Below are 23,123 nucleotides of genomic sequence, written 5' to 3'. Positions count from 1 at the left end.
ACTACATTAGTATAACAAATTGTGAAATTAATCTACATGATTTTGATCAAAAAATGTTATAGTAGGTATTGGGGATTGGTGTTAAACAAGACACCACAAGATGAAAAACAACGAATAGAGAAGAAAAGAGGGTGTAAAACATATGAATATAGGGATTGATAAAATTGGTTTCTTTGCCCCACATCTGTATGTGGAAACAAAGGACTTAGCTGTTAAACGCGGGGTAGAACCAGAAAAATTCACGATTGGCATTGGCCAAGAAAAAATGGCCGTCGCACCAACTTCTCAAGATGCGGTGACACTTGCAGCCAATGCTGCTTTGTCTATCTTAACTGAGGAAGATAAACAAGCGATTGATTACGTTATTTTCGCGACAGAATCAGGTGTCGATCACTCAAAAGCGGCATCCACATACATTCATAACTTATTAGGATTACCATCTTATACACGCGCCGTAGAAATGAAACAAGCCTGCTACAGCGCTACGGCAGGACTCCAAGCCGCACGCGGACATATTGCACTAAACCCAGACAGTAAAGTGCTCGTTCTTGCCAGTGATATTTCTCGTTACGGATTAAACACCGCCGGTGAAATCACACAAGGTGCCGGGGCTGTTGCCTTTGTTGTCGCAAAAGAGCCGAAGATTCTTTCGATCGAACCAACGAGTGTCTATAAGACAGAAGAAGCGATGGACTTTTGGCGTCCGCTGTATTCTGAGACCGCTTTTGTCCAAGGGAAATTCTCAGTGGATCAATATATTAACTTCTTCTTAGATTTATTAGAGCGTTATAACGAGAAAACTAACCGCTCATTAAAAGACTTTGATGCGTTACTGTTCCACTTACCGTATACAAAAATGGGCTTAAAAGCACTCAGAAAGTCTGTTGAAGCGGCAGAGTTAGAAGACCAAGAACGGTTACTCAATGGTTTTGACATTAGTAAATATTATAACGCGATTGTCGGAAATATTTACACAGGCTCACTGTACTTATCGCTCGTATCCCTCCTTGAAAATAGTCAAACACTAGAAGCGGGTGACCGAATTGGTCTCTTTAGCTATGGATCAGGTTCTGTAGGGGAGTTCTTTACCGGTGTTTTAGTACCTGGTTATGAACAATACTTAAATACTGACCATCATACAGCCATGTTAAAGAACCGTACGGCACTTACCGTTGAAGAATATGAACAAATTTTTGAAGAAAAGCTCCCAGTCGGTGAGAAAGATTATACGGTTGATACAACGAAAGATCCCGCACCTTTTGTCTTTACAGGTGTGACGGAACACATGCGTCAATATAAACGTCAAGCGTAATATTTAAAGTCCAGAGGTGAGTCCTCTGGATTTTTGCCTTTCAAGGTGACGGTATTCGAAACATTAACCATCATGATTAATGTTTCCGTGTTGATTCTCGCAGACACTGCCTTAAACAACGCAAAAAAATAATCCGCCTATGAGTTGAGGTCTCGGCGGATTATTCCATCGCAGTACTGTCCCCCCTTGAAGGGAGTAAGTCTATAAGGCTGTTAGTGTTGACGCACTAGTAGCTTTTTTACATTGTACAAATAAGTACAATTTATACATAGTATTGCGTTCTATAACGAAATGATATCTAACGTTTAAAACAAAAGCAAATAGTTTTGTGTGTAAACTTGTCGCTTAAAAAGTCAACCATCGGTCTTCTTTGAAAAATCGGATAAATAGACATTTTATGTTATAAAAGGAAAGAGACTCATGTATAATGGGGGTAACATCATGCGCACTTACATAAAAGCAAGAGAGAAACTGTGAAACAACGCTTTGCTATTGAAAGAATAAAACATGATAAAAGTGAGGTGAAACATGTGCAAACAAAGACGAAACAATCAATTGTTATGATTGTTACCATTACCTTAAGTTACATTGTATCAAGCGTCATCAAAGCGGTCTTAAACTTTGATTACACGCCGTTTCGTGATGGTCTTGGTATCAAGCTTTTGTTAGATTTCGGTTTATACGTCCTCGTTTTTACCGTAATTTATTATTTTACGTCTCGATTGCTATGTAAAAGAGGGTAGTAAATCAATGACACTAAAGTTTAAAAGACAGATTGGTTCATTTTCACCTATTAACATAAAATAGTCAGGAACATTATCGCTAAAGTAGCTGAAAATGAAACGGTTTACGTGAATATTCCGGAACAAGACACTTCATTAAAAGTTAGCCAATTTGGACTGAAAAGTAGGGAAGTGAAAGTAAACAACCATGGCACACTCGAAATAACGGCAACACGTTGGTATACAGTAAAAATAATTTCGGCTATACTTTTATTCATTTTAGGTGCTATAGAAAAATCGTTTATTTCACTCCTCAGCTATCGTTTGATTCTAATAATCATAGACATATTTGTTTTTCATAGTTTTAAGATCGATGTTATTGATCACTCTTAAATGAGTAGCTATGCTTTACCGTAAAATATTTAAATACATTTGAAAGTTTGGAGGTTAATCATGCAACATAAAATAGATCTATTGAGCGATGAAAACGCTAAAGATATTGCTGATAATTGGAAGTATCCAGACCCGTATTCATTTTATAATATGACAGAAGATCCTGAAGATTATGAAGAAATGACAACACCATCATTAAGAGCGGACAATTATTTTCAAGTGCTAAATGATAATGAACTGTTTGGCTTTTTCACTTTATCCTTGACTGAAAGTATTGTTGAAATAGGTATCGGAATTAAACCTGAGTACACAGGTAAAGGTCTTGGCGAAGAATTTATTAAAATCATAATCGAATTCATAAAAGATAATTACAATATCTCAACAATACGATTAGGTGTAGCAGAATTTAATACTAGAGCACAAAAAGTATACGATAGATTAGGTTTTTCAAAAACGAAGAAGTACTCTCAAAAGACTAATAACGCAGTATATACATTCATTGAAATGGAGCTCAGCCTATAAAGTTGCAGGAAGTGAGAGTAAATACAAATATTAAATAATAAATAGATATTAACTCTTAATCTTGGTGCGAGTGTCATCAATTTTATTAGGGATGATTATTTTTAGCTATATTATTACTGAAGACTATCGACTTGCAGGTAATATTTTTTTAATTTTTTTATTGATCATCAGCATTTTTTTCTTGATAGTTTTAAAATTGACGTTGTGCGTGGTAATTCATGCGACTAGTTTTATTAAGCTTTAGTTAGGGAGGTTTTGGTACCGGAGAGCAATCTGGTTGGCGATCCAGAGCCATTACTTTCCTGAGGATTCAATGATCAGATATTACGGGGAAAGCTGACAATGAATCCATCCTAGGGAAGAAGGCAAACTAGGCAAAGTAGTCTTAATCCCTTAACAACCAATCAAAATCGCCCATCTTCTCATCATTTTACTGAGTAGATGGGCGATTTTATACGTTATCGATGCCGCTTACCTAATGTGACAGATTGGATGGGACTGATGTCTTTATTAATCAATTGTTTAATCGTTGCGTCACTCATGTTCTCTTTATTTAGATAGATGGTATGTGAGCCATGTAAGGACTCATTTGCTCCTAATAACTTTGGATCAATTTCAACAATATCAATCGCATGATTATGGATAAAAGGTTGATAGTTAATTACCGCATATCGCTTTGAAAAGTGTTTATTGGTCACCGTGAATTCAAGATCGATAATGACATGTTCATCAGTAACTTCAACATCATACGCACTCTCTTTAAGTGGCTCTTGATTTGTATACCAAAAACTCACTATAGCAAGTCCCGCAATTAAAACATTGATCAGTAACGTCTTAACCCGCTTTTTTTCTTTCATCATGACTGATTCCGATATTCTTCAAGTAAGGCTTCCGCTTGGGTTAAGTTCATTGGTTGCGATCGTCTTAACTTACGACTAATGACATCAATCTCAACCCCAACGGCCCCTGCGGTCATTGCCAGAGATTTCGCTTGGAGCGCCATATGTCCGCGCTGAATCCCGTCTGTCACAAGCGCACGCAGAGCAGAGAAGTTTTGCGCAAGACCAACTGCACAAACAATACCCGCTAATGTCTTCGCATCAGGGTCACCTAAAATATGTTGAGTGAACTGTGCCCCTGGATGAATCGAAATCGAGCCGCCAACAGTACCAATCGCAAGTGGAATCGTGAGGGTTCCTACTAGGTAGCCATGTTCATCAACATAGTATTTCGATAACGATCGGTATTGACCCGACTGACTCGCATAGGCATGGATCCCAGCAGATGTTGCCCGGGTATCGTTACCGGTCGCAAGCACCGCAGCTTCTACCCCGTTCATGATCCCTTTGTTGTGGGTGACAGCCCGGTAAGGATCGACACTCGCAATTTGTGACGCTTCTACAATCCTGTCACGTACTTCGGTACCTTCTAAACCGCTACGTGACAGGAGGGAGGGGTCTAACCGAAATGACGCGGTCACAAGGGCTTCGGTCGCATAGTTTGATAAAATCCCCATTAAGGCAGTTCCACCGGTAATAATCTCGAGCGCATCTTTAATCGCTTCCGCCATCGTATTGACGATATTTGCCCCCATCGCTTCTTTTGTATCCACATATAAATGCACCACAAAAAATTCTGGTGTATGTTCTTCTGGATTACTTTCAATGATCCGTACGTCTATGTCTTTCACGCCACCGCCACGCTTCACAATCGATGGGTGAGCCGCATGAGCACGTTCCACTAAGTCATCATAATGTGCTAAGACTTTTTCTTTCATCGCTTCCGGGTCTTCGACATTCTTTAGAATGACCTGACCAATCATCCAACGTTTTTCTTGTGTTGTCGTAAATCCACCACCCGCACGCACCGTTTTAGCACCAAAACTTGCGGCCGCAATAACGGACGGTTCTTCTGTTGCCATCGGCACTAAATAGTCTTTGCTGTTAATTAAAAAGTTCATCCCTAATCCTAAAGGCAATTGATAAGTACCTACGACATTTTCGACCATATGGTTACTGACACCTTCAGGAAGAGAGAAAGACTGTTTAAAGTTGCTGATATGCTCATGTTCAATAAATCCAGCACTCATTAAGCTTTCAATACGTTCATTAATCGATTTTTTATAAAATTTATCTAAAGGGGACGTCATAATATTACCTCCATTATGTAAGTTGTTAAATTTATAATCCAACTGGATTATAACACAATTATTCCACTATTATCGATGATCTTTTCGGTACTGTGACGGTGTCACATCATACACCTTACGAAATGTTTCGGTATAGTAGCTCAGTGAATTAAAACCTACACTATAAGCAATCTCTGTGACAGATAAATCATTTGTCAGCAACAGATCAAGACTCTTATATAGTCGGTAATGCTGCAGGTATTGAATTGGTGAACTGTGTAATTCTTCTCGAAAGATGTCACAGCTATGACTTCTTGAAATGTCTGCACTTTTTGAGATCAGATCAAGGTTTAGCTTATTTTGATAATTCAAGTGGATGTAAGTCAGCATCTGTTTTAATTGATCAATTGTTTTATTTGATCTGTCTGACTCTGCTTGAAGCGGCTCAACTAAGTCAATAAGAATAGACCACACGGATAACACAATCCGCATCATATCAAGTTCGACGGTCACAGATGTTTTATCTTTTAAACGATAGACTCGCATAATGAGTTGTAGCAATTGTGATTCTTTAACTTGTCCTGGCCTTAGGTGAACATAATCAGGCGCAGATTCATTTGTTACTTGTTCAATAACATCATATGTAAAAGGGAAGGAGGGACGTACCAATTCAGAATCAAAGATCATCGTCATATATGAGCACCTTGAACCCCCAGTTGAGGCTATGACATGCAGTCGCTCAGTATTGATAAATAAACCTTGACCTTTATTTAAGTGACACACAGCCCCATTTATATAGATAACCATCGCGCCATCCAGTATGTAGATAAATTCAACTTCTTGATGAAAATAACACGGTTGGTATGAATCTTTAGCGATTGACATGCTGTGGGATGATAACTGAAGGGGAAGTTGATAAAAGGTATGATTTATCTGTTCAAATCCATCAGCATTGACAGTTGATTTCAAGTTTTTTTGTTGCGTCATAAAGAACCTCCAAAATACGATTGTTATAGTAGTTACCGTGATGAGAGCATAATGTAGCTAGAAATATGTACAATAATGATAATAACATAAAGTAGCTAGTTATATGTAAATCAATTAAAAGCGTTCGTTTAGATGCTAATGGATTGATAAGATTAACTGGTATAAATACATAATCCACACACCAATAATAAAAGAATAGTGACAACACTGGCGAGAAAGTAGCCAAACAGTTATACGCATACTCATAAAGAAATGACCTTATCATTAATTCGGTTCAGCGGAAGGGAGCAGCGACTATTTAAAAATCAACAGCATGTTTATTTAATAAAACAATCTAGTTAACATAATATATATTATAGGAAGTTGTATTAAAAGAATAATCTCACATCTCATAAGTAAAGTATACTTGAGATAGTGAGACAAAATTAAAATTTTAAAGCTTTTTAAGACCTACAACAAAATCAGTTATATATATGAACTTTTAACTTCATCGCATACACATGCTGATCAGTCTTGTTTAATAAACACAAACATGTCATCTGATGAATGTTCTTTACTAAAACTAAAGTTTAAACCATTAAATCCTTTAATCTTTTCAACGTCATTTATCTGATTTTCAGCTAAAAATCTAACCATTTCACCACGCGCCATCTTGACTAATGTGCCTTTTTCTTTAACTTTATCATCTTTTAATTCACCAAATACACACGTAATAATTCGCGCTGATTCGTTATATTTCGTAATTGTTTGACTATATTCTTTAGAAGCTAAATTAATGATGGTATCTGTCTCACTAAACAACTGTTTTGCTAATTGATCAGACCAAAAATGATACACTGATTTATATGTATCGTCATGCAGTTTCGCTTGCATTTCAAGACGATATGGCTTCACACCATCAAATGGCCTTAAGATACCGTAAAAGCCTGACAGAATCCTTAAATGCTCTTGTAAGTAATCAAATTGTTGCTGCTCAAACACATCTGGCCCCATATGTTGATATTGAATACCTTCATACGATAAAATTGCGGGTGTCAAATTTGATTCTAAATCCATATGTTCAATTCGTTCATAATTTTCTGTCGATATTTTGTCACTAGCTTTCCAGATATTTTTCAACTCTTCATAACTAAGCGATTTTAAATACGTTAACAGCTCTTTCGTTTGATCTAAAAACTGCGGGTATTGTTCATATGTAAAGGCATCGGTATCTACTTTCATTTTCTTTGCTGGTGAAATAATTATTCGCATACTACTCCCCTTCCCTGTTTAATTCTTCTGTTTTTTAATAAATCATTCAATTCAACACAGCTCTAAAACTCGGTAACTCTTTGGTAACATTGTTACTCTGTTTCGGAATCATTCAATTCAACACAGCTCTAAAACAAACAACACACGTTTATCAGCATCATACCAGTTTCGGAATCATTCAAATCAACACAGCTCTAAAACAACAGAAAGTTGATAGGAAATCAAAGTTGTGTTTCGGAATCATTCAAATCAACACAGCTCTAAAACCACCGATACCGCTAGTAATCGTTACAGTAGGTTTCGGAATCATTCAAATCAACACAGCTCTAAAACTGTCAATCATAATATAAGGCTCTCTACCCCGTTTCGGAATCATTCAAATCAACACAGCTCTAAAACGAATACCCCTTACACCATTCCAAAATTTAAGTTTCGGAATCATTCAAATCAACACAGCTCTAAAACTTCTTAAACTTAGGTCGGTTGTTAGGATTCGTTTCGGAATCATTCAAATCAACACAGCTCTAAAACCTTTTATAGGTTTCACACGTGCGATCTCGTGTTTCGGAATCATTCAAATCAACACAGCTCTAAAACGCTTAAAACCATGCAAATGAGTAGACAACGGTTTCGGAATCATTCAAATCAACACAGCTCTAAAACCTCGCAGACAAAAATTCGAGGTTTCGTAATCGCGCCGTTCGCACATGGCAAAGCTTCAGAATTGAATGATTTATGGTTAAACATTTAATTTTCAAGGACCATTTTTTACAATTATAACACATTTTCATAACTAAGATAATAATCTTCATCTAAAATATACTGCCAAAAACCTTTCACCGTTCTTGGTTCGATAAACAAAGCGGTAACATTGTTCAGCGATAAATAATTTCGTGTTTCTTTTACTTGTTCTTCTGTTAAATATGAACACGTATTAACAAAGATCAATAGCTTTTTTCTTGATTGATATTTAAATAGCTGGATGATATCTGCGATCTTGTCATTTACAGATACCGCTTGATTATTGATTTTTATATTTAAGGCTTTAAATAATGCTGGAAAAGTAATCTCTGTTATTTGAATATCTAAGTCATGATCTAGTAATTGATCACTGATGATGTCATTTATGGACATCATCAGCTTCTCTAATTCGGTTTTGACTATTGGGTCATCATTTAATTGTGATTCAAGATCTGTATATATGTGCTTTAAAATTGTCGCTGAATTTAATTCGAATCCTAAAATATCAGTAATAACAAGCAGTTCAGATGATTTTAGCGATTGATAGCTTTGATCATATAATTTTAATGGACTCACTTCATAATTAAAAATTGCTTGGACAAAATCTGAAAATAACGTCGCATTGTCTAGTACTAAAATTGGTGAATTTTCTAATGTGATGGACTCATCAAACACCGGATAATTAAGTTTCATCATAATCATCTCCTAAAAAGACAATGCGTCGGTCCGTATTCGCAATTGAACTATCTCTTTCCCCACTTAAGTAAATCATTTTGGCAAATTGTTTCTCTGTTACGGTTAATAACGTAATTAAACCGGCGTTCGGTGTATGCTTTTTTAAGCGAGCGACCATTCCCGCTTTAGCCGTGCCATTTAATAAGATCTTGCTGTAAACAGAGAATTGATGCATAATAAATCCTTCGTCTATTAAAAATTTCCTGAATTTACGGTAAAGCTTTCGATCATTGGCGGTTTCCGTTGGCATATCAAACATAAGAATCATCCGCATATAGCGATAACTCATACCTTGAACACAGGAATATCCGTTAGTTCCGCTTCACCGTTTAGTACTTTAATGACCTTTTTCGTATAGTCTTGGACGATATTAGTCAAGTACATCTGTTGGAAATTATAGACGTAGTTATTCGTAAACAGCTTAAAGAGCTGCCGCTTGATCTGCATGAATTCTTTTTCTCTATGTTCAAAGACAATTTGATCCACTAATGGCCGAAATGGTTCCATGATGTCACTGGCTAAATTAAAATCATTAAACTGATTCATATGCTTCATACCGATCTGCGTTAAACAACCCGCTTTCACGATTTCTCGCGCAAACACACTAAGTAGTAACGTATAACCGTAATCTAATGCGGCATTAACTGTTGTTTGTAATTCACGAGAGAAGGAGTTATCAAATAGCGATTGAAAGTAAATCCGCGCCGCATGTCCCTCACGATTTGTTGGATCAAACAACTCCAATCCATCATATAATCTTAAAATCGATTGGGACTTGTCATAATGTTCAATCTCTCTTAAATATAGATGTTGATTGAGAATTTTTTGCGCGATGATCTCTGTCCAGACTGTTTGTCTTGTTTCTTCTTCCCATATGACTTGTTTTGCAAGTTGCAGACTACTATCGTGTCTACCAAAGTAAGGCATCAATTTTGCGGATGGTAACCGTTTGTCATCACAGAATATCACAAGGATATTCTCATCTACTAAGCGTTTTAACAACATCGTCGTTAACGTTATATCTGTTGTCTCAAGAATTAAGATATCAATTTCTGATAAGTGAATCACTTCTTGCTTTTCAGAGGTTTTAAACAGTAACGCGTTATTTTTATAGGCTAGTTTTGAATGCTGATTGACTACAACTGTTCGCCATCCCATAATCAGACCTCTTTCCTTGTTTCGTATAGACCTGTGACTGATTGATAAATGATTTTAGAAGTTAGTACTTCCTTTGTACTTCTGTAACGTGTTTCTCCAATCTTCACTCCGAAAAAATTAAAATCTGCAGAAGGTTTCATCTTATTTAAATCCATCAATGTTATAAACGAAGCTACTATTTCTTTGATTTCTGCTTGATTGAATGATTCTTTATAAGCGTTCCTTATTTTTTCTACCTTGGACAAACTAAGTACATATTTCTGACCGAATTCAAGAACACAATTCAGTAATTCTGAAAATTGATGTTTATGATCGTATATATAGTTCTCATAATCAACATTTTTAAATTGTGAATTTACGTATTTATTACAGTAATAAATTAAATTGACAAGATGTTTTGGTAGAATAAATTGATTTCCCTTTTGTAGTTCGCTTGCACCAGTAAGTATTCTGCGCTTACCATCTTCAAATTCAAATAATGTATTAAGTGGTACTTTATATTTAAAGATAGGATTGACATATCCTCGATCTTTCAAATATTTCTCTCTATCCTTCTCAAAGACAGTGCGATCCATTATATTTATACCTAGAATTTCATTCACAACTTTTGCTTTTTTCCCTTTTTCATGAGTGAAAATAATCGAGTAGGCAATATTCGGAGAGCCATAGCCCCCATATTTAGTTACATCTAAATGATCCTTGATTGGTATCAATTTATTATTTGCACCTTTAGCTTTTATATTTATATCAAAAAATTGACCACTATTTGTTTCTGTTTTCTTCACAACGTTCATCTGATGATAACTTAGCACCCGATTAATCTTCGCTAAGTCCCTCGCCTTATCCCAGGCAATCTCACCATTCTCATCAGGTAGTTTATCTTCTTTACTAAACCGTTCAATCAAGTTCGTGTAAAATTCCTTTTTCGCCGTCGCTTTGTTTTCTTTAAATGCACTTGTCTTACGGTATTCACCATACACAAAGTCAGGAATAAGTTGTGGATATAAGCTCATCAGTAACCGGGCTACTACCGCATTTAAATACGCATCATGTGCATGATGATAATCATTGATTTCCCGGACTTTATATAAACCAAAAGCTTGTCTAAATTGACTTGTTAAGGCTGACTTTAATGTCACGATCTTAACAGCTGGTTCATCTAACTCAGGATTGTTATAACGTTGATGTAAGATGCTTGCGACATGCTTTGTTATTTGCCGCGTTTCAACGAGTTGCCTTCTAATAAAACCAGCTTTATCATCAGCAGTAAGTTTTATCTTCGTTAAGTTATCAAATTTACGCTTAGAAATCAGTTTTGAGCGATAAAGAGAGGTCCAGTATGGTTTCATTTTTTGGACTACATCTTTATTCGGGACATCATCTGATTTACCACGGTTTGATTTTGATGACACTAATACGCGATTATCAATCGAGTTATCCGTTGTAAAACTTCTCGGGATAATATGGTCAATATCATAACTTGATAATTTGTTGATATCGAGTTCTTGGTTGGTATACATATCTCTGCCGTTTTGAAGGTAGTAAAGATATAAGCGATCATTTTTAAGCATGTCTTGGTCAACGGGATGTTTTTTCAGTAAATCACTTTTTAACTCTTTTAATGCACCTTCAACGTTATTTAATCGTTCTTTTGCATTTTGTTGCCCTTGAGATGTTGTTTGGTTCTCACGTGCCATTTCAATCACAATTGACTCTGGCTCATACCCCATAATCCCCACAATCTCGTCAACGATTTTTAAGCTCTGTAAGATGCCTTTCTTGATTGCTGGACTTCCAGGGATTTGGTCGACGGCGTCTTTTAAATCATTTGATTCAAGATTGAGACGTGCTTCTTCAATCGTCTTTTTAAACGAAAGATTGTCATCATTGATCAGTTGCATAAAGTTACGATTAATGTTTTTCTTCGGACCATCGTCTTCGATTAAATAATCAAGGATCGTCTTTTGCGTCCGTTCATCTTTAATACTGTTAATCAGTTTTGCCGATAGTCGTCCCCACCCGGTATAATGGCGACGCTCTAACTTCTTAAGTGTCGCTTGATCAAACAGATCACTAAACCCTTCTAACTGTTTACGAATCATCTCTCTATCTTCAAAGACCGTTAAGATTTTAACTAAGTCTTCAAGTCGGTCGGCATATGCCTCGTTATCTAAGGTGTCACGAGAAATACCCAGTTTTAACAAGTCGTGATAGGTTTTTAATGACGCATTAAATTTCTTCTCAATCCCTTGTACTTTCGGGTTTTCAAGTTGATAGTCATTTCTTAAATAATCTTCAAATACTTTCAGTGAGACCGTGCGATGTAGTTTAAACAAGTTTTGATAAATGTCACGTTTTTCTTTGCTTGAGAAGTTACATACTTGTCCTTGTTCATCTGAGTATTTTACTTTCGTCAATTCATTAAACACATTAAACTTCTGCAGCAACATACTATGCTTCGGTAACACTTTTTCGTCAGGTAAATATGTGTCACTATTCGTCATCTTTTCAATAAACTTCTCAGCTGAACCCACAAGATTAACTTCATTTTTTATATTCCATGGTCGAACCGCTTCACCGCCTTCTCGCTCTATCCAGGCAAACTCACTTTGTCCTTTGGCGAGTGGACCAACATAATACGGAATACGGAACGTTAATAGCGATTCAATCTTTTCTTTGTTGTCTAATAAGAACGGATAATACTGTCCTTGATTTTCGATGATTGTTTTTAGTTCGTGTAAATGGATTTGATGAGGAATGACCCCGTTATCATATGTGCGCTGTTTTCTTAGGAAACGCTCTTCATCAATTTTTTTAATAAAGGCTTCGGCCCCGTCAACCTTACTCAATTCCTTTTTCATAAACTTATAAAAGCTTTCTTCAGTTGTTTTTCCTTCAATATAGCCGGCGTAACCATCCTTTGCTTTATTTCTAAAGATATCAAAGTAGCGATCTGGTCGCTCGGCTTTCACTAGCGTTTTCAGTGCTTGTAAATCTTGTTTATGCTCGTTGTAACGCGCGATCATTGAACTTGATAGTGGTGCTTTTGTATGTGGTTCAGCGCCGTCTAAAATACCCGACAGTTCAATCGCATCATGAACGTCTTTGGCAGCAAGGAATAACTCCCGGTAATCTTCACCGATTTCTGCAAGCAAGCTTTCAACATCTTCTTCATAATCTTCTTTTCCCATGTCTAACTTACGGTCTTCATCAAGTGAAAATGGCTTTTTAAAATTCCCTTGATTGCCAACCATTAATTTCAGGAATTGATGGAACGTCCCGTTCGACTTTTCTGTCTCAACTTTATGTAAGACACTTTCTGCTTTTCTTGATTTCGATACTTTGGCTGTTAATTCCGCTTCAACCGATAAATCTTCTGGGATCCGATTAATGTAAGTGTCATCAGGTTGCAGATGAAAGGCTTGGTTGTATTGATGTAGAAACGATTTAAACGTCTCTCTGACCGCATCATTTGATGCATGTTCTGTGCTTAATTCACCTTCAATAAGGAAATGCCCACGGAACTTAATGATATGCGCAAGCGCTAAGTATACTAAACGCAGGTCTACTTGTTGATCGGTATCTGCTAAATATTTTCGTAAGTGATAGATGGTTGGGAATTGGTTATGATAGGCGACATCTTCTTCCATCGTACCAAAAACCGGATGTCGATCATGATCCTTATCCATCGGCACAATAAAACTCTCTGTTAGACGGTGAAAGAAGTTCTCATCAACTTTTTTCATTTCGTCCATAAAGAAAGATTGTAAGTAATGCACGCGGTTTTTACGTCGGCGTAACCGACGTCTCGTTGTTCTGTTTACACGGCGCTCTTCCGCGGTGACACCTTCATCGAATAGTCGGACACCCCAAAAGTTTTTCTTCATCGATCCTTTATCATGATCGCCATTAATTTTCATCCGTCTTCTGATCAAGTCATGATCGTCACTTGTGACCGCCCAACCGACACTGTTTGTCCCAATATCAAGACCAATACTATATGCCTTCTTCATCCAAAACCACTCCTTTATTGTGAATTATAGTTAATTTTTTAAAAAAGCCTTTTCAAAATTCTTTTTGTTTGTTACAATGATTGTGTTGGAGTTATTCAATTCAACATGGCGAGTTAAAATAAGGCTTTGACCGAAATCAACTTAAAGTTGCGCTGTCTCGGCGCTTTTTTTGTACACTTTTTTAATTAAAGCAACCCACATTCATGCAAACATTTGTCATATCGTGATGAATTTCGACTATGTAATCCCTTCCATCGTAACATATTTTCAAGTATTTTCAAATCTTTTTCTAATTATAGTAAGTTCAACCACCACAAAAGCCCCCTTTTTTTACTGTTAGGTGGATTGTATTTATCAAGAAGGACTAATTTCACATTTAAACATAAGAATCAGTTGTTTTTAGGAGGCTTACATGACTAAAATCAGCAAAAAGTCGGCTGCACTATTCGCTTGGATTATGCCATTACTCATACTTGGTATAATTTTATATTTTCCAATGCACAGGCATATGATGAAAATGACATAAAATCTATCAGCGGTAGATTGTCCAAGTTACCTGTTTTTAGCGTGGAAGTAACCTTTGAAGATGAACCTTATTTCATCTACAGATCCAAATTAATAATGACGAAGTAACACAAACAACCATTTCCCTTACCGATAACGCAAAAGACGATGAAGCACTTGTTCAAAAACATCATGCACATGACCTTGACTTAAACCATCTGGAATAACACTTAAGATATACGACCTGATTTACTATATTTTTATTATCACGATCAGTATATACGATAACGCACAAAAGCCTCTCCTACACAACAAGGCAGGAAAGGCTTTTTGTTTTAATTATAATCAGCGTTCTGTTATTCATTCACACACATCGTCTCTTCAACACCCTCTTCTTCTACTCTCGTCTTCAGTCTTATTATATACACGGTAACTATTGAGGCGATTAAGACAAGCATCACCTTAACCAGTAACAGCGGAATGAAATAAAGCGTCACAATGATTGACGGCCAAAGAAGCACAAGTGCTAGTATTTTTGTCTTTAACGGAATGCTTCGGTATTTGATATAGTCCTGAATGTACTTACCGAAGACTTTATGATGAAGGAGCCAGTGATACAGTCGCTCTGAACTTCTTAAATAGAAATAAGCTGTAAGCAGTAAAAATGGCGTCGTCGGTAAGACCGGGAGAAAGATCCCAATCGTCCCTAAAGCCAGTGAAAAAGATCCGATGATGATATAACTAACCTTTAATAGTTTATGGCGTGTCATGAAAAAACCCCTTCAGTATTTAACCTTGTCTCATCATATAACGAAAACATGAAAAAAGTAAACCATGAATGACTTCATTGGTTCACCTTTTTCATGTTTAGATAGGTTAAAAACAAGATGGGCTATACAACTAATCCCACCAGATACATAAAATAGTTCGTTACTACATCTTTTTAATAATATCCGCTGCCACTAACTGCCCTGATAGGGTGACCATCGGTGTGCCTCCACCTGGATGAGTGGAGCCACCGGTAAAGTAAAGATTACGATAGATAGGATCACGGTTCTCAACTTTGAAAAATGCTTGTGAAACACTATTTGAACTCATACCGTAAATGGCGCCCTTATAGGCCGCTGTCCGCTCCATCAAGTCCTTCGGTGTATAGAAAAACTCTTCTTCTATCCGCTCTTCTAACTGCACGAGACCAAAATGTTCAAGTTGCTGGATGATGCGCCGCTTCATCCCATGTATGGTTGCCTCATTCCAGACCAACTTGTCTGAAAGATGGGGCGCATTGATTAAGATGAAAAGATTGCCTCCACCAGGTGTCGCGCGCTCCGGTTCTGACACACTTGACTGACAAATATAAATCGTCGGTGTTTCAGGTACATCTAAATCGTCAAAGATGGCTTCAAATTCTTGTGTATAGTCTACTGGAAAAAAGACATTATGATGTTTTAAGACATCGTATGTCTGATTGATCCCAACAAGCCAAACAAACCCTGACAATGACACGTCTTTTTTACGTAAGGCGTAGCTCAGTGGATGGTGTGACATAAACGTCTGATAGGCCGTTAACGCATCGGCGTTCACAATGACAACATCACTATCATAGAAGATATCTCCTACCTCAACGCCAATGACACGGTCATGTTTCTTTCGAATCTTCGTCACGTTTTGATTGTATTTAATGACAACGCCAAGTTCTTCTGCTAGACGGACAAACGCATCGACAATGGCGTATGTGCCTCCTCTTACACCCCAAATACCTTGTGAGCCTTCTAAATGCGCCATCATGGCGAATATCATCGGTGATTGGTATGGACTTGAGCCGACATACGTCGCATAGCGTAAAAACATCTTCTTCGTATAAGGATGCTCAAAGTAGTCATCTAGTAATGATGCTAATGTTTTAAACGGCTTGATTTTAATAAAATCTTTGATCAATGACGGTGATAATTGCGTCGTAAGTGGATACATCAGTTGACTAAAAAACTGCCGATGACTGATGTCATAGAGGCGCTTTGCCTCTTCTAAAAATGCCTCATAGTTATCGGCATCGTGTCTACTAAATTCAGCGATTTGTTTTTTCACTGCCGCTTCATCACGAGAAAAATCTAAGTGAACATCCGGTGAGAAAAAGTTTCTCGTTCCGCTGTCAATCGGATAAAAATCAAGATAATCTTCAGGCTTTCGTCCAACAGATTGAAAAACCATGTCAAACACGTGTTTTAACGTCATCGTACTTGGACCTAAATCAAACTGATAAGGCCCTAAGGTAATAGGACGTAGTTTCCCTCCCGCTTCCTCGTTTTTTTCTAGAATCGTCACGTTGTAACCTGCATGTGCTAACCTTATGGCAGCTGATAAGCCGCCTAACCCTGCGCCAATGACTAAACAATCTTTCATTGATATCGCCTTCCTTTCCAGATGTAACCTCGGTGCGTGAGACTTTTATACATTGAATCGACACCGATGCCGATCATAAATAGAATACTAAGGGGTATAAAGAAACTCAGCCATTTAGGCACTGCGTTTCTCCAGTCAATGACTAGCTTCGTTAAAACCATCAAACCGTAACTGAATAAAACATATCTAACATCTACCCATGGAAGGAAACAAAACGGTAAAAGAAATAGCACCGTATAATAGCTCATCAACCCTAACATATAGCCTACTTTCTTATTGAACAAGCTAAACATATTCTTTTGAAACCCCAGCCAGACGGATTGAAAAGAATGATACATACGCATCTGAACGAATGGGTCTACTTTTAGTAGGCGAACCGGTTGATTCAGTGCTTTTTGTTTTTTCATCAGTGACATATCATCTAATAACGACGTTCTAATCGCTTCATGGCCCCCAGCTTTTTGATAACTATTTTTTTCAATCGCGATAAAGCCACCATGTGCTGCCGCGAATCTCGGCTTATGCGATTGGGTCACGTATTTAAGTGGCAAGTGCATGAGCACGGTAAACAACATCATCGGCACCATCAACTTTTCAGCTAAAGTGACCACATGTTGTTTCGGAAAACCTGAAATCATGCCTGTTTTCTGTGCCTTTAACACCGGTAAAATGCTTTCAATCGCCAACGGCATGAGTCGCACATCCGCATCTAATAGTAAGAACCAATCGCCTTGCGCTCGTTCTGCTAATTGATGACAGGCAAAACTCTTTCCTAGCCAGCCTTCTGGTAGTTCTCTACCTTCATAGACCTTAAGGGTAGGATAGACGGATTGTAAGTCCGTTAAGATTTCCCCGGTCTTATCAACAGAGTGATCATTTAATACGAGTACGTCAAGTGGAAGGATTGATTGATTATAGACGGATTCTATACACGCTTTAATATTATCTTCCTCATCCCGTGCTGGGATAAGGACACTGATCGTCGGTAAGTCATCTAAAGGTACGTTCGCACTCACGATTTTTTCAGGTGGTAAAAAATAACGCAGATTAACCACAACAAACCATAATTGAATGACTTGAATGATGATAATGAGACAAATAGCCGTTGTCATCGCTTTGTCCTCTTAAAGGCATCCAGCCAATCACTCGTTGAGCGCGAAGACTTCAGGATTGACTGCCATGTGGGAGCTTTATAAAAGTGAGGATCATCAATCATCATCTGTTTTTGAATCCCGTATTGCTTCGTCATCAATGCCTCAGCTTGTTTTAGATATTCTCGCTTCGATTTGTCTTTTTTAGCGGTGATTAAACCCTTACCAATCATAACCGATACCACTGGTTTTTGTTCTTCTAAAAAGACATATTGTAATGTGACGGGTACGACATGGACGTGTTCTTTTAATGTCATGATGCGACCGAGTCCTGGTTCAAAAACAAATGGCACCGCTTCTTGGTGTTCGACCTTTCCTTGAGGAAACACCCAAATAGGTTGTTGCTGCGTCATGAGTTGATCCATATACTGAAACGTCTCGACTAATGACCGAGGCTTTGATTTATTCACACTAAACGCCCCACATTTACGGAAAAACGGGTAACGTTTCAGCCCGGTTTCATCCATCATCACATAATGATTTTGTTTTGTTAATGTTTCAACTAAATAAAATAAAATCAAACCATCCCACCAAGAACTGTGATTAATCAAATACAACACTGGCTTTTCCACTGGTGTTAACTGACCATGTACAACAATTTTCCCGAACTGCTTCTTCAATAAATAAAACTTAAGATAGCGATAGAACACCGACTTAAACAGGGAAGCATGTTTAGCGGTAATCATAACGGTATTTCCCTTCAGCTAATAGGATGAAAAGAACACTTAAGCCAAAGACGACAATCTCGTCATGCTTCAACGACAACAAACCAAACATCAACAACATCAGCTCAAAAATCAATGTATTCGTTCGGGCTAATGGTCTTGGACGCTCGAACAGTGGGAATAGTAGACTAAGTCCTGCCCCAATCACAAACCAACTAACAAAATTCGTAATGGGAATATTGAAGTAATGAACGGTCCCTGGGTTATACCACGTCCAAAATGATTCGAAGATCGCGACCGGATCTAAAATCAAATCAATTATCACAACCCATATACCCGTCTCAATCGCCCGGCGCCATTTACTTGTTTGACTTGCCATCAATAAACTATTTAATAAGACCCCCACCCAAGCTAGGGCAATCGTAAACGGCACACCTAACACGAGCGGACCGAGAACAGACGTATAATCATATTCCCCGAACGGAAAACCCGTCTCGACACTAAGTACTTCAATAAAAAATGTTACGACACCTACAATAGCACTCCCAACAAGTAATGCCTTCCCTTTTTGTTCAAATACCCAAATCAACTCGATGAGACTAACTGAGTAAAAGATGAGAAATAATGACTTAGAAAAAGCAAGCGCGTCAGGTACGGTGAAAAAGACTTGCAGAATAACACCAATCGTATACCATACTAAAAAAACAGGTAAGAGTATCGGTTTTCTTTTCATATGCTTTCACTCCCTATTATGTATAAAAACGTCTAAGTTACATGCTTATATACCCTTTTATCAAGCCTGTTAATCCCTCACTTTTGTCCGTTAAAATCGAGCGGTATTGATTAGGTACAAATCCTCCTTAAAAAATAAATGGCAGGAGAATCCTATCTTTTTCTCCTGCCGCTTATATGTGACTATCCGCTCTGTTATAGCGCATATAGACATTACCAATGAAGTGTAAACGTCTCAAACACGCCATCATTCATTTTCACAGTAATGAATACTTCTATTTGTTCTAAGTTCGTTTCCTTTAACGCCTCAACATCTAAAGAGGCATCATAATAATAACGTGTTCGCTCTTCTTCATAGACAGGCTCTTCATAATGATAAGATGCTGTATTATCATAGGCGTAGCCTTCCGCATCCATGGATGCGCCGGTATAATACTCTTCCATTGCTGGTGAAAGTTCTCTCGTCAACTGCTCCGTAATATCTTGATTAACCACTTGGCCCTCATGACTCCAAACTTCTAGCGTAACACTTTGAAGTCCAAAATCAGCTAACTGAAAATCTTTGATATTAAGTTCAAATCCAGCAGTAAGTTTACCATTATCTAAACCGATGTGATGCTGTAAAAAATCAAAGCGATTATACGACAGTTCATCATGTATAGGCAAATCACTTTCAACCGTCGACATCAGCCTTTTTGACCCATCTGTGCTTTCTTCAGTGACATTGAACGTATAATTGTTCGTGACCGGAAGTGATAACGTGACTTTATAGGTCGTATCACTTACATACGTTAATACGTGAGGCTTATTATCTTGCGACTGTGCGTCAATTAATTTTAGCGCATAAGTCGCATCAGGATTCGTTTCTTTTAACGTCACAAAGATATCGGCGGTGACCTCTTGACTGTCAAGTTCAGCCGATAAGTATTGAACGTCTACTGAATGAATATCACTATTTACTTCTTCTAAGTCACGATTGATTGTCTCTGAGATATTATATTCCATGTCTCTAACGAGTTGGTGTAAAAATTGGACCTCGTTATTTAACTGTTGATGTGTCTGATTGACACTATTGATGATGCTAAAGCCAAAGGTCATGACCACAACGAGACCAACCATCAATAACAACACAATAAGCTTATCTCTATTATCCTTCATTCTTTCACCTCAGTCTGATGATTTTTCAAACGAAACTCACCTTCTATAATGTTTAACATTATATACTAACGTATCAATTTACATGACGATTATCAACACTTTTTTCAAATTATTAGAAAACATTCCAAACTAAGCGATTTAAACGTCTAATTATTGAGATACAAAAAAGTATTTAGTTTGTTCTCATAATACCTTCAATGATTTTTCTTTCCTCACAATGAAAAAGCACACGACAACAGTGATGTCATCGTATGCCTAAAAAGTTATATTATTTTTGTTTGCGCATCATATTTAAATATTCCACTGGTTGGTCGACTTTGACTTTTGTGATCATCATCGCATGCTTCGCCCGGTCAACGGGTTCGCCTTTATCGTCATATAGCTCTGTGATCGTCTGTTTAAAGTGTGAGAAGTTCGGACCAAAGAATTCGACTTCATCGCCAACGCCAAAGTTATTCCGTTGTTGGATCGTTGCGATTTGAGTCTCTTTATCATAATCTAACACAAGTCCCGCAAAATCATATTTCGGTAAGCGTTCTGGTTTACCGTATAATTGATCTTTATGCGTCGGTTCATGATAGTAAAAGGCGGTCGTTAAGTTACGCTGGGCGGCCTTCCAAATCTCCTCAACCCAAGCAGGATCTAGTTGATAGTTTTCAGGATCTTCAAAATACGTGTCAATGATTTTACGGTAGACGTTCACAACCGTCGCGACGTAGTGAATTGACTTCATTCGACCTTCAATCTTTAATGAATCAACGCCTGCTTCAATTAAGTCAGGTAAATGTTCCACCATACTTAAATCTTGTGAACTCATCGTATACATTTCATCCGCTTCATCTGATACTTCTGTTGCATCCTTTGTACCGTCTTCAAATAAATCATATTTCCACCGGCACGACTGGGCACATCCCCCGCGGTTAGCATCACGTGAGGTCATATGGTTAGACAACACACAACGACCTGAGTATGAGATACACATCGCCCCGTGAATAAACGCTTCTATCTCAATGTCAACTTTTTCTTTCATCTCACGAATCTCGTCAACCGATACTTCACGGGCTAAGACGACGCGTGGAATACCCTCATTTTTCCAAAACTCAGCCGTTTTCCAGTTGGCGATCGAGGCTTGGGTTGAAATATGCACTTCTAAGTCCGGTGCCGCTTCACGACAGGCTTGAATAAGCGCTGGGTCAGCCACGATGACCGCATGAATCCCGACATCATAAAGGGTCTTAAAGTACTCATGTGCGCCTTCTAAGTTCTCATTATGGGCAATAATATTTGTTGCCACGTAGACTTTCGAGCCGTATTTCTCCGCAAATTGAACGCCTTCACGCATTTCCTCAAATGTAAAGTTTCCCGCGTTAGAACGCAGGCCAAATTGTTTTCCCCCGATATAAACGGCATCGGCACCGTAATGAATCGCAAATTTTAACTTTTCTAAATTACCCGCTGGCGCAAGTAATTCTGGTTTTCTTCGTGTATGCTCCATCGTCCTTACCCCTTTTTAATAGATCTGTTCTTTGAAATAGAAACCCGTATCAAGCTGTCGGTCTTTAGGCTGAATCTGATAAATCGCTTGTTTAAATCGCGCTTTTTTCATTTGATAAGCGTCTTTGTCTTTTAGACATGTATCAATCGCTTCACGATAAATCGCGACAATGTGTTCATTGTATTCGGTAGGTTTTAGAATACCTTCGATTTTGAGCCCGTCAATCTGACCAGCTAGAATCTCATCTAAATGATCAATCATCATTAAATCCGATGTACTCATAATATGGGTGCCGTTGGCATCTTCAAAAATCGGATAATGTGTTTCTGATTTACGATCTTCTTTAATAAAGCGCGCAACCATTGGATCATAGTCGCGCTCAATATGGTCATAATAGTTCTTGACAAGTTTCCGCTTGGATTGAAAAATACAGCTCATGCCATGAACTTGAATATCAATCAAACACTTCACATGCGCTTTAATTTCAATTGAAGCATCGAGGCGTAACTCATTCGATAGAGCAGCACGCGTAGCCCCGCGTTTATGCCAAAAGTTTAGTGTTTGATAATTCGTTGAAAGTGTGGCTGGGTTCCAAATAAGTGGTAAGTCAAAGTCTAAGTCATGAATAATTTGAAAAATCGCTTGATCACCTGCGACAATACCGTTGACGCCAATTTCTTTTAGTTGCCCTAAGTAATCAGGTAAGTCACGTAAATGATCATTATGATAAATGGCGTTGACCATCACATAAACTTTTTTATTTAACGACGCGGCATAAGCCGTGGCCGCTTTGATATCTTCTAATGTAAAATCACCCGCAACGCGGTTACCAAATTGTTGGTGGCCAACAAATACGGCGTCAGCTCCAGCTTTTAGAACACGTTTGACTTCATCCATGTCTTTAGCGGTTGCTTGTAATTCTGGTTGATAAGTTGTCATGTTTGTCACCTCTAAAAATACAGTCTATGGCTAATTATAAAGGTTTCATCTGAAAATGATGTGATTTTTATCACAGTTAAACGTACTTTTTGTTATAAATACTATATTTAAGCGGTT

19 protein-coding genes and 1 CRISPR repeat array are annotated in these 23,123 nt (G+C 37.8%); of the genes, 3 read left to right on the top strand and 16 right to left on the bottom strand.

All coding sequences use genetic code 11. The features are described 5' to 3' along the window. Positions 1-142: 142 nt before the first annotated feature. The 3 genes from BM390_RS08660 (at position 143) to BM390_RS08650 (ending at position 2,949) form a co-directional block, all read left to right on the top strand. Entirely contained in the window at positions 143-1,312 is a 1,170-nt protein-coding gene (locus BM390_RS08660) for a hydroxymethylglutaryl-CoA synthase (RefSeq protein ID WP_062323529.1), read from the top strand. Between the two features lie 473 nt (positions 1,313-1,785). Continuing rightward, the gene (locus BM390_RS08655) at positions 1,786-2,055 is read left to right on the top strand and encodes a hypothetical protein (RefSeq protein WP_062323528.1); all 270 of its coding nucleotides are present in this window, start codon (positions 1,786-1,788) and stop codon (positions 2,053-2,055) included. A 432-nt stretch (positions 2,056-2,487) separates the two neighbouring features. Further along, positions 2,488-2,949: a GNAT family N-acetyltransferase gene (locus tag BM390_RS08650; protein ID WP_062323527.1), complete on the top strand. Its 462-nt coding sequence runs from the start codon at positions 2,488-2,490 to the stop codon at positions 2,947-2,949. A gap of 458 nt (positions 2,950-3,407) precedes the next feature. Here the strand turns inward: BM390_RS08650 and BM390_RS08645 are convergent, their stop codons facing one another. The 16 genes from BM390_RS08645 to BM390_RS08570 all read right to left on the bottom strand — a co-directional run bounded on the left by BM390_RS08645 (position 3,408) and on the right by BM390_RS08570 (position 23,006). Next, a complete protein-coding gene (locus BM390_RS08645; protein WP_062323525.1) occupies positions 3,408-3,806 on the bottom strand; it encodes a hypothetical protein in 399 nt (132 codons plus the stop codon). Continuing rightward, entirely contained in the window at positions 3,806-5,140 is a 1,335-nt protein-coding gene (locus BM390_RS08640) for a hydroxymethylglutaryl-CoA reductase, degradative (RefSeq protein WP_089854328.1), read from the bottom strand. The genes BM390_RS08645 and BM390_RS08640 overlap by 1 nt, the downstream gene beginning before the upstream one ends. 27 nt (positions 5,141-5,167) lie before the next feature. Beyond that, a complete protein-coding gene (locus BM390_RS08635; RefSeq protein ID WP_062323521.1) occupies positions 5,168-6,064 on the bottom strand; it encodes an AraC family transcriptional regulator in 897 nt (298 codons plus the stop codon). 507 nt (positions 6,065-6,571) lie between these two features. Next, complete coding sequence (gene yaaA, locus BM390_RS08630; protein ID WP_062323519.1) at positions 6,572-7,315, bottom strand: peroxide stress protein YaaA; 744 nt, start codon at positions 7,313-7,315, stop codon at positions 6,572-6,574. 33 nt (positions 7,316-7,348) lie between these two features. Then, a CRISPR array of direct repeats spans positions 7,349-7,978; the repeat unit is 36 nt; unit sequence GTTTCGGAATCATTCAAATCAACACAGCTCTAAAAC. Between the two features lie 111 nt (positions 7,979-8,089). Next, positions 8,090-8,749 (bottom strand): type II-A CRISPR-associated protein Csn2, encoded by a 660-nt coding sequence (csn2, locus tag BM390_RS08625; RefSeq protein WP_062319420.1) that lies wholly within the window; start codon positions 8,747-8,749, stop codon positions 8,090-8,092. Beyond that, on the bottom strand, positions 8,739-9,065 hold the full coding sequence (gene cas2, locus BM390_RS08620) for a CRISPR-associated endonuclease Cas2 (RefSeq protein WP_256212412.1): 327 nt from the start codon (positions 9,063-9,065) through the stop codon (positions 8,739-8,741). The genes csn2 and cas2 overlap by 11 nt, the downstream gene beginning before the upstream one ends. An 11-nt stretch (positions 9,066-9,076) precedes the next feature. Next, positions 9,077-9,949, bottom strand: a complete 873-nt coding sequence (cas1, locus tag BM390_RS08615) for a type II CRISPR-associated endonuclease Cas1 (RefSeq protein ID WP_089854325.1) — start codon at positions 9,947-9,949, stop codon at positions 9,077-9,079. A 2-nt stretch (positions 9,950-9,951) separates the two neighbouring features. Then, positions 9,952-13,962: a type II CRISPR RNA-guided endonuclease Cas9 gene (gene cas9 / locus BM390_RS08610; RefSeq protein ID WP_089854321.1), complete on the bottom strand. Its 4,011-nt coding sequence runs from the start codon at positions 13,960-13,962 to the stop codon at positions 9,952-9,954. Positions 13,963-14,822: 860 nt separating this feature from the next. Beyond that, positions 14,823-15,236: a YbaN family protein gene (locus BM390_RS08605; RefSeq protein WP_062319413.1), complete on the bottom strand. Its 414-nt coding sequence runs from the start codon at positions 15,234-15,236 to the stop codon at positions 14,823-14,825. Between the two features lie 163 nt (positions 15,237-15,399). Beyond that, complete coding sequence (locus BM390_RS08600; RefSeq protein ID WP_089854318.1) at positions 15,400-16,866, bottom strand: phytoene desaturase family protein; 1,467 nt, start codon at positions 16,864-16,866, stop codon at positions 15,400-15,402. Continuing rightward, positions 16,863-17,978, bottom strand: a complete 1,116-nt coding sequence (locus tag BM390_RS08595; RefSeq protein WP_089854314.1) for a glycosyltransferase family 2 protein — start codon at positions 17,976-17,978, stop codon at positions 16,863-16,865. The genes BM390_RS08600 and BM390_RS08595 overlap by 4 nt, the downstream gene beginning before the upstream one ends. Next, the gene (locus BM390_RS08590) at positions 17,975-18,703 is read right to left on the bottom strand and encodes a lysophospholipid acyltransferase family protein (RefSeq protein WP_062319407.1); all 729 of its coding nucleotides are present in this window, start codon (positions 18,701-18,703) and stop codon (positions 17,975-17,977) included. The genes BM390_RS08595 and BM390_RS08590 overlap by 4 nt, the downstream gene beginning before the upstream one ends. After that, positions 18,690-19,415, bottom strand: a complete 726-nt coding sequence (locus tag BM390_RS08585) for a carotenoid biosynthesis protein (RefSeq protein WP_062319404.1) — start codon at positions 19,413-19,415, stop codon at positions 18,690-18,692. Before BM390_RS08585 ends, BM390_RS08590 begins: the two co-directional genes overlap by 14 nt. A 212-nt stretch (positions 19,416-19,627) precedes the next feature. Beyond that, complete coding sequence (locus tag BM390_RS08580; RefSeq protein WP_062319403.1) at positions 19,628-20,572, bottom strand: hypothetical protein; 945 nt, start codon at positions 20,570-20,572, stop codon at positions 19,628-19,630. Positions 20,573-20,840: 268 nt separating this feature from the next. Continuing rightward, complete coding sequence (locus BM390_RS08575) at positions 20,841-22,067, bottom strand: peptidase U32 family protein (RefSeq protein WP_062319401.1); 1,227 nt, start codon at positions 22,065-22,067, stop codon at positions 20,841-20,843. A gap of 15 nt (positions 22,068-22,082) precedes the next feature. After that, the gene (locus tag BM390_RS08570) at positions 22,083-23,006 is read right to left on the bottom strand and encodes a peptidase U32 family protein (protein WP_062319399.1); all 924 of its coding nucleotides are present in this window, start codon (positions 23,004-23,006) and stop codon (positions 22,083-22,085) included. Between the last annotated feature and the right edge of the window lie 117 nt (positions 23,007-23,123).

It is taken from the genome of Halolactibacillus miurensis (genome assembly GCF_900116255.1).
Lineage (GTDB): Bacteria > Bacillota > Bacilli > Bacillales > Amphibacillaceae > Halolactibacillus > Halolactibacillus miurensis.
The sequence above is the reverse complement of the archived record's forward strand: the minus strand, read 5'-3'. Positions and strand labels throughout refer to the sequence as shown.

Coding starts and splice junctions, on each gene's coding strand:
- BM390_RS08660 (WP_062323529.1), top strand. CDS start 143: ATGAATATAGGGATTGATAAAATTGGTTTCTTTGCCCCACATCTGTAT.
- BM390_RS08650 (WP_062323527.1), top strand. CDS start 2,488: ATGCAACATAAAATAGATCTATTGAGCGATGAAAACGCTAAAGATATT.
- BM390_RS08645 (WP_062323525.1), bottom strand. CDS start 3,806: ATGAAAGAAAAAAAGCGGGTTAAGACGTTACTGATCAATGTTTTAATT.
- BM390_RS08635 (WP_062323521.1), bottom strand. CDS start 6,064: ATGACGCAACAAAAAAACTTGAAATCAACTGTCAATGCTGATGGATTT.
- yaaA (WP_062323519.1), bottom strand. CDS start 7,315: ATGCGAATAATTATTTCACCAGCAAAGAAAATGAAAGTAGATACCGAT.
- csn2 (WP_062319420.1), bottom strand. CDS start 8,749: ATGAAACTTAATTATCCGGTGTTTGATGAGTCCATCACATTAGAAAAT.
- cas2 (WP_256212412.1), bottom strand. CDS start 9,065: ATGCGGATGATTCTTATGTTTGATATGCCAACGGAAACCGCCAATGAT.
- cas1 (WP_089854325.1), bottom strand. CDS start 9,949: ATGGGATGGCGAACAGTTGTAGTCAATCAGCATTCAAAACTAGCCTAT.
- cas9 (WP_089854321.1), bottom strand. CDS start 13,962: ATGAAGAAGGCATATAGTATTGGTCTTGATATTGGGACAAACAGTGTC.
- BM390_RS08605 (WP_062319413.1), bottom strand. CDS start 15,236: ATGACACGCCATAAACTATTAAAGGTTAGTTATATCATCATCGGATCT.
- BM390_RS08600 (WP_089854318.1), bottom strand. CDS start 16,866: ATGAAAGATTGTTTAGTCATTGGCGCAGGGTTAGGCGGCTTATCAGCT.
- BM390_RS08595 (WP_089854314.1), bottom strand. CDS start 17,978: ATGACAACGGCTATTTGTCTCATTATCATCATTCAAGTCATTCAATTA.
- BM390_RS08590 (WP_062319407.1), bottom strand. CDS start 18,703: ATGATTACCGCTAAACATGCTTCCCTGTTTAAGTCGGTGTTCTATCGC.
- BM390_RS08585 (WP_062319404.1), bottom strand. CDS start 19,415: ATGAAAAGAAAACCGATACTCTTACCTGTTTTTTTAGTATGGTATACG.
- BM390_RS08580 (WP_062319403.1), bottom strand. CDS start 20,572: ATGAAGGATAATAGAGATAAGCTTATTGTGTTGTTATTGATGGTTGGT.
- BM390_RS08575 (WP_062319401.1), bottom strand. CDS start 22,067: ATGGAGCATACACGAAGAAAACCAGAATTACTTGCGCCAGCGGGTAAT.
- BM390_RS08570 (WP_062319399.1), bottom strand. CDS start 23,006: ATGACAACTTATCAACCAGAATTACAAGCAACCGCTAAAGACATGGAT.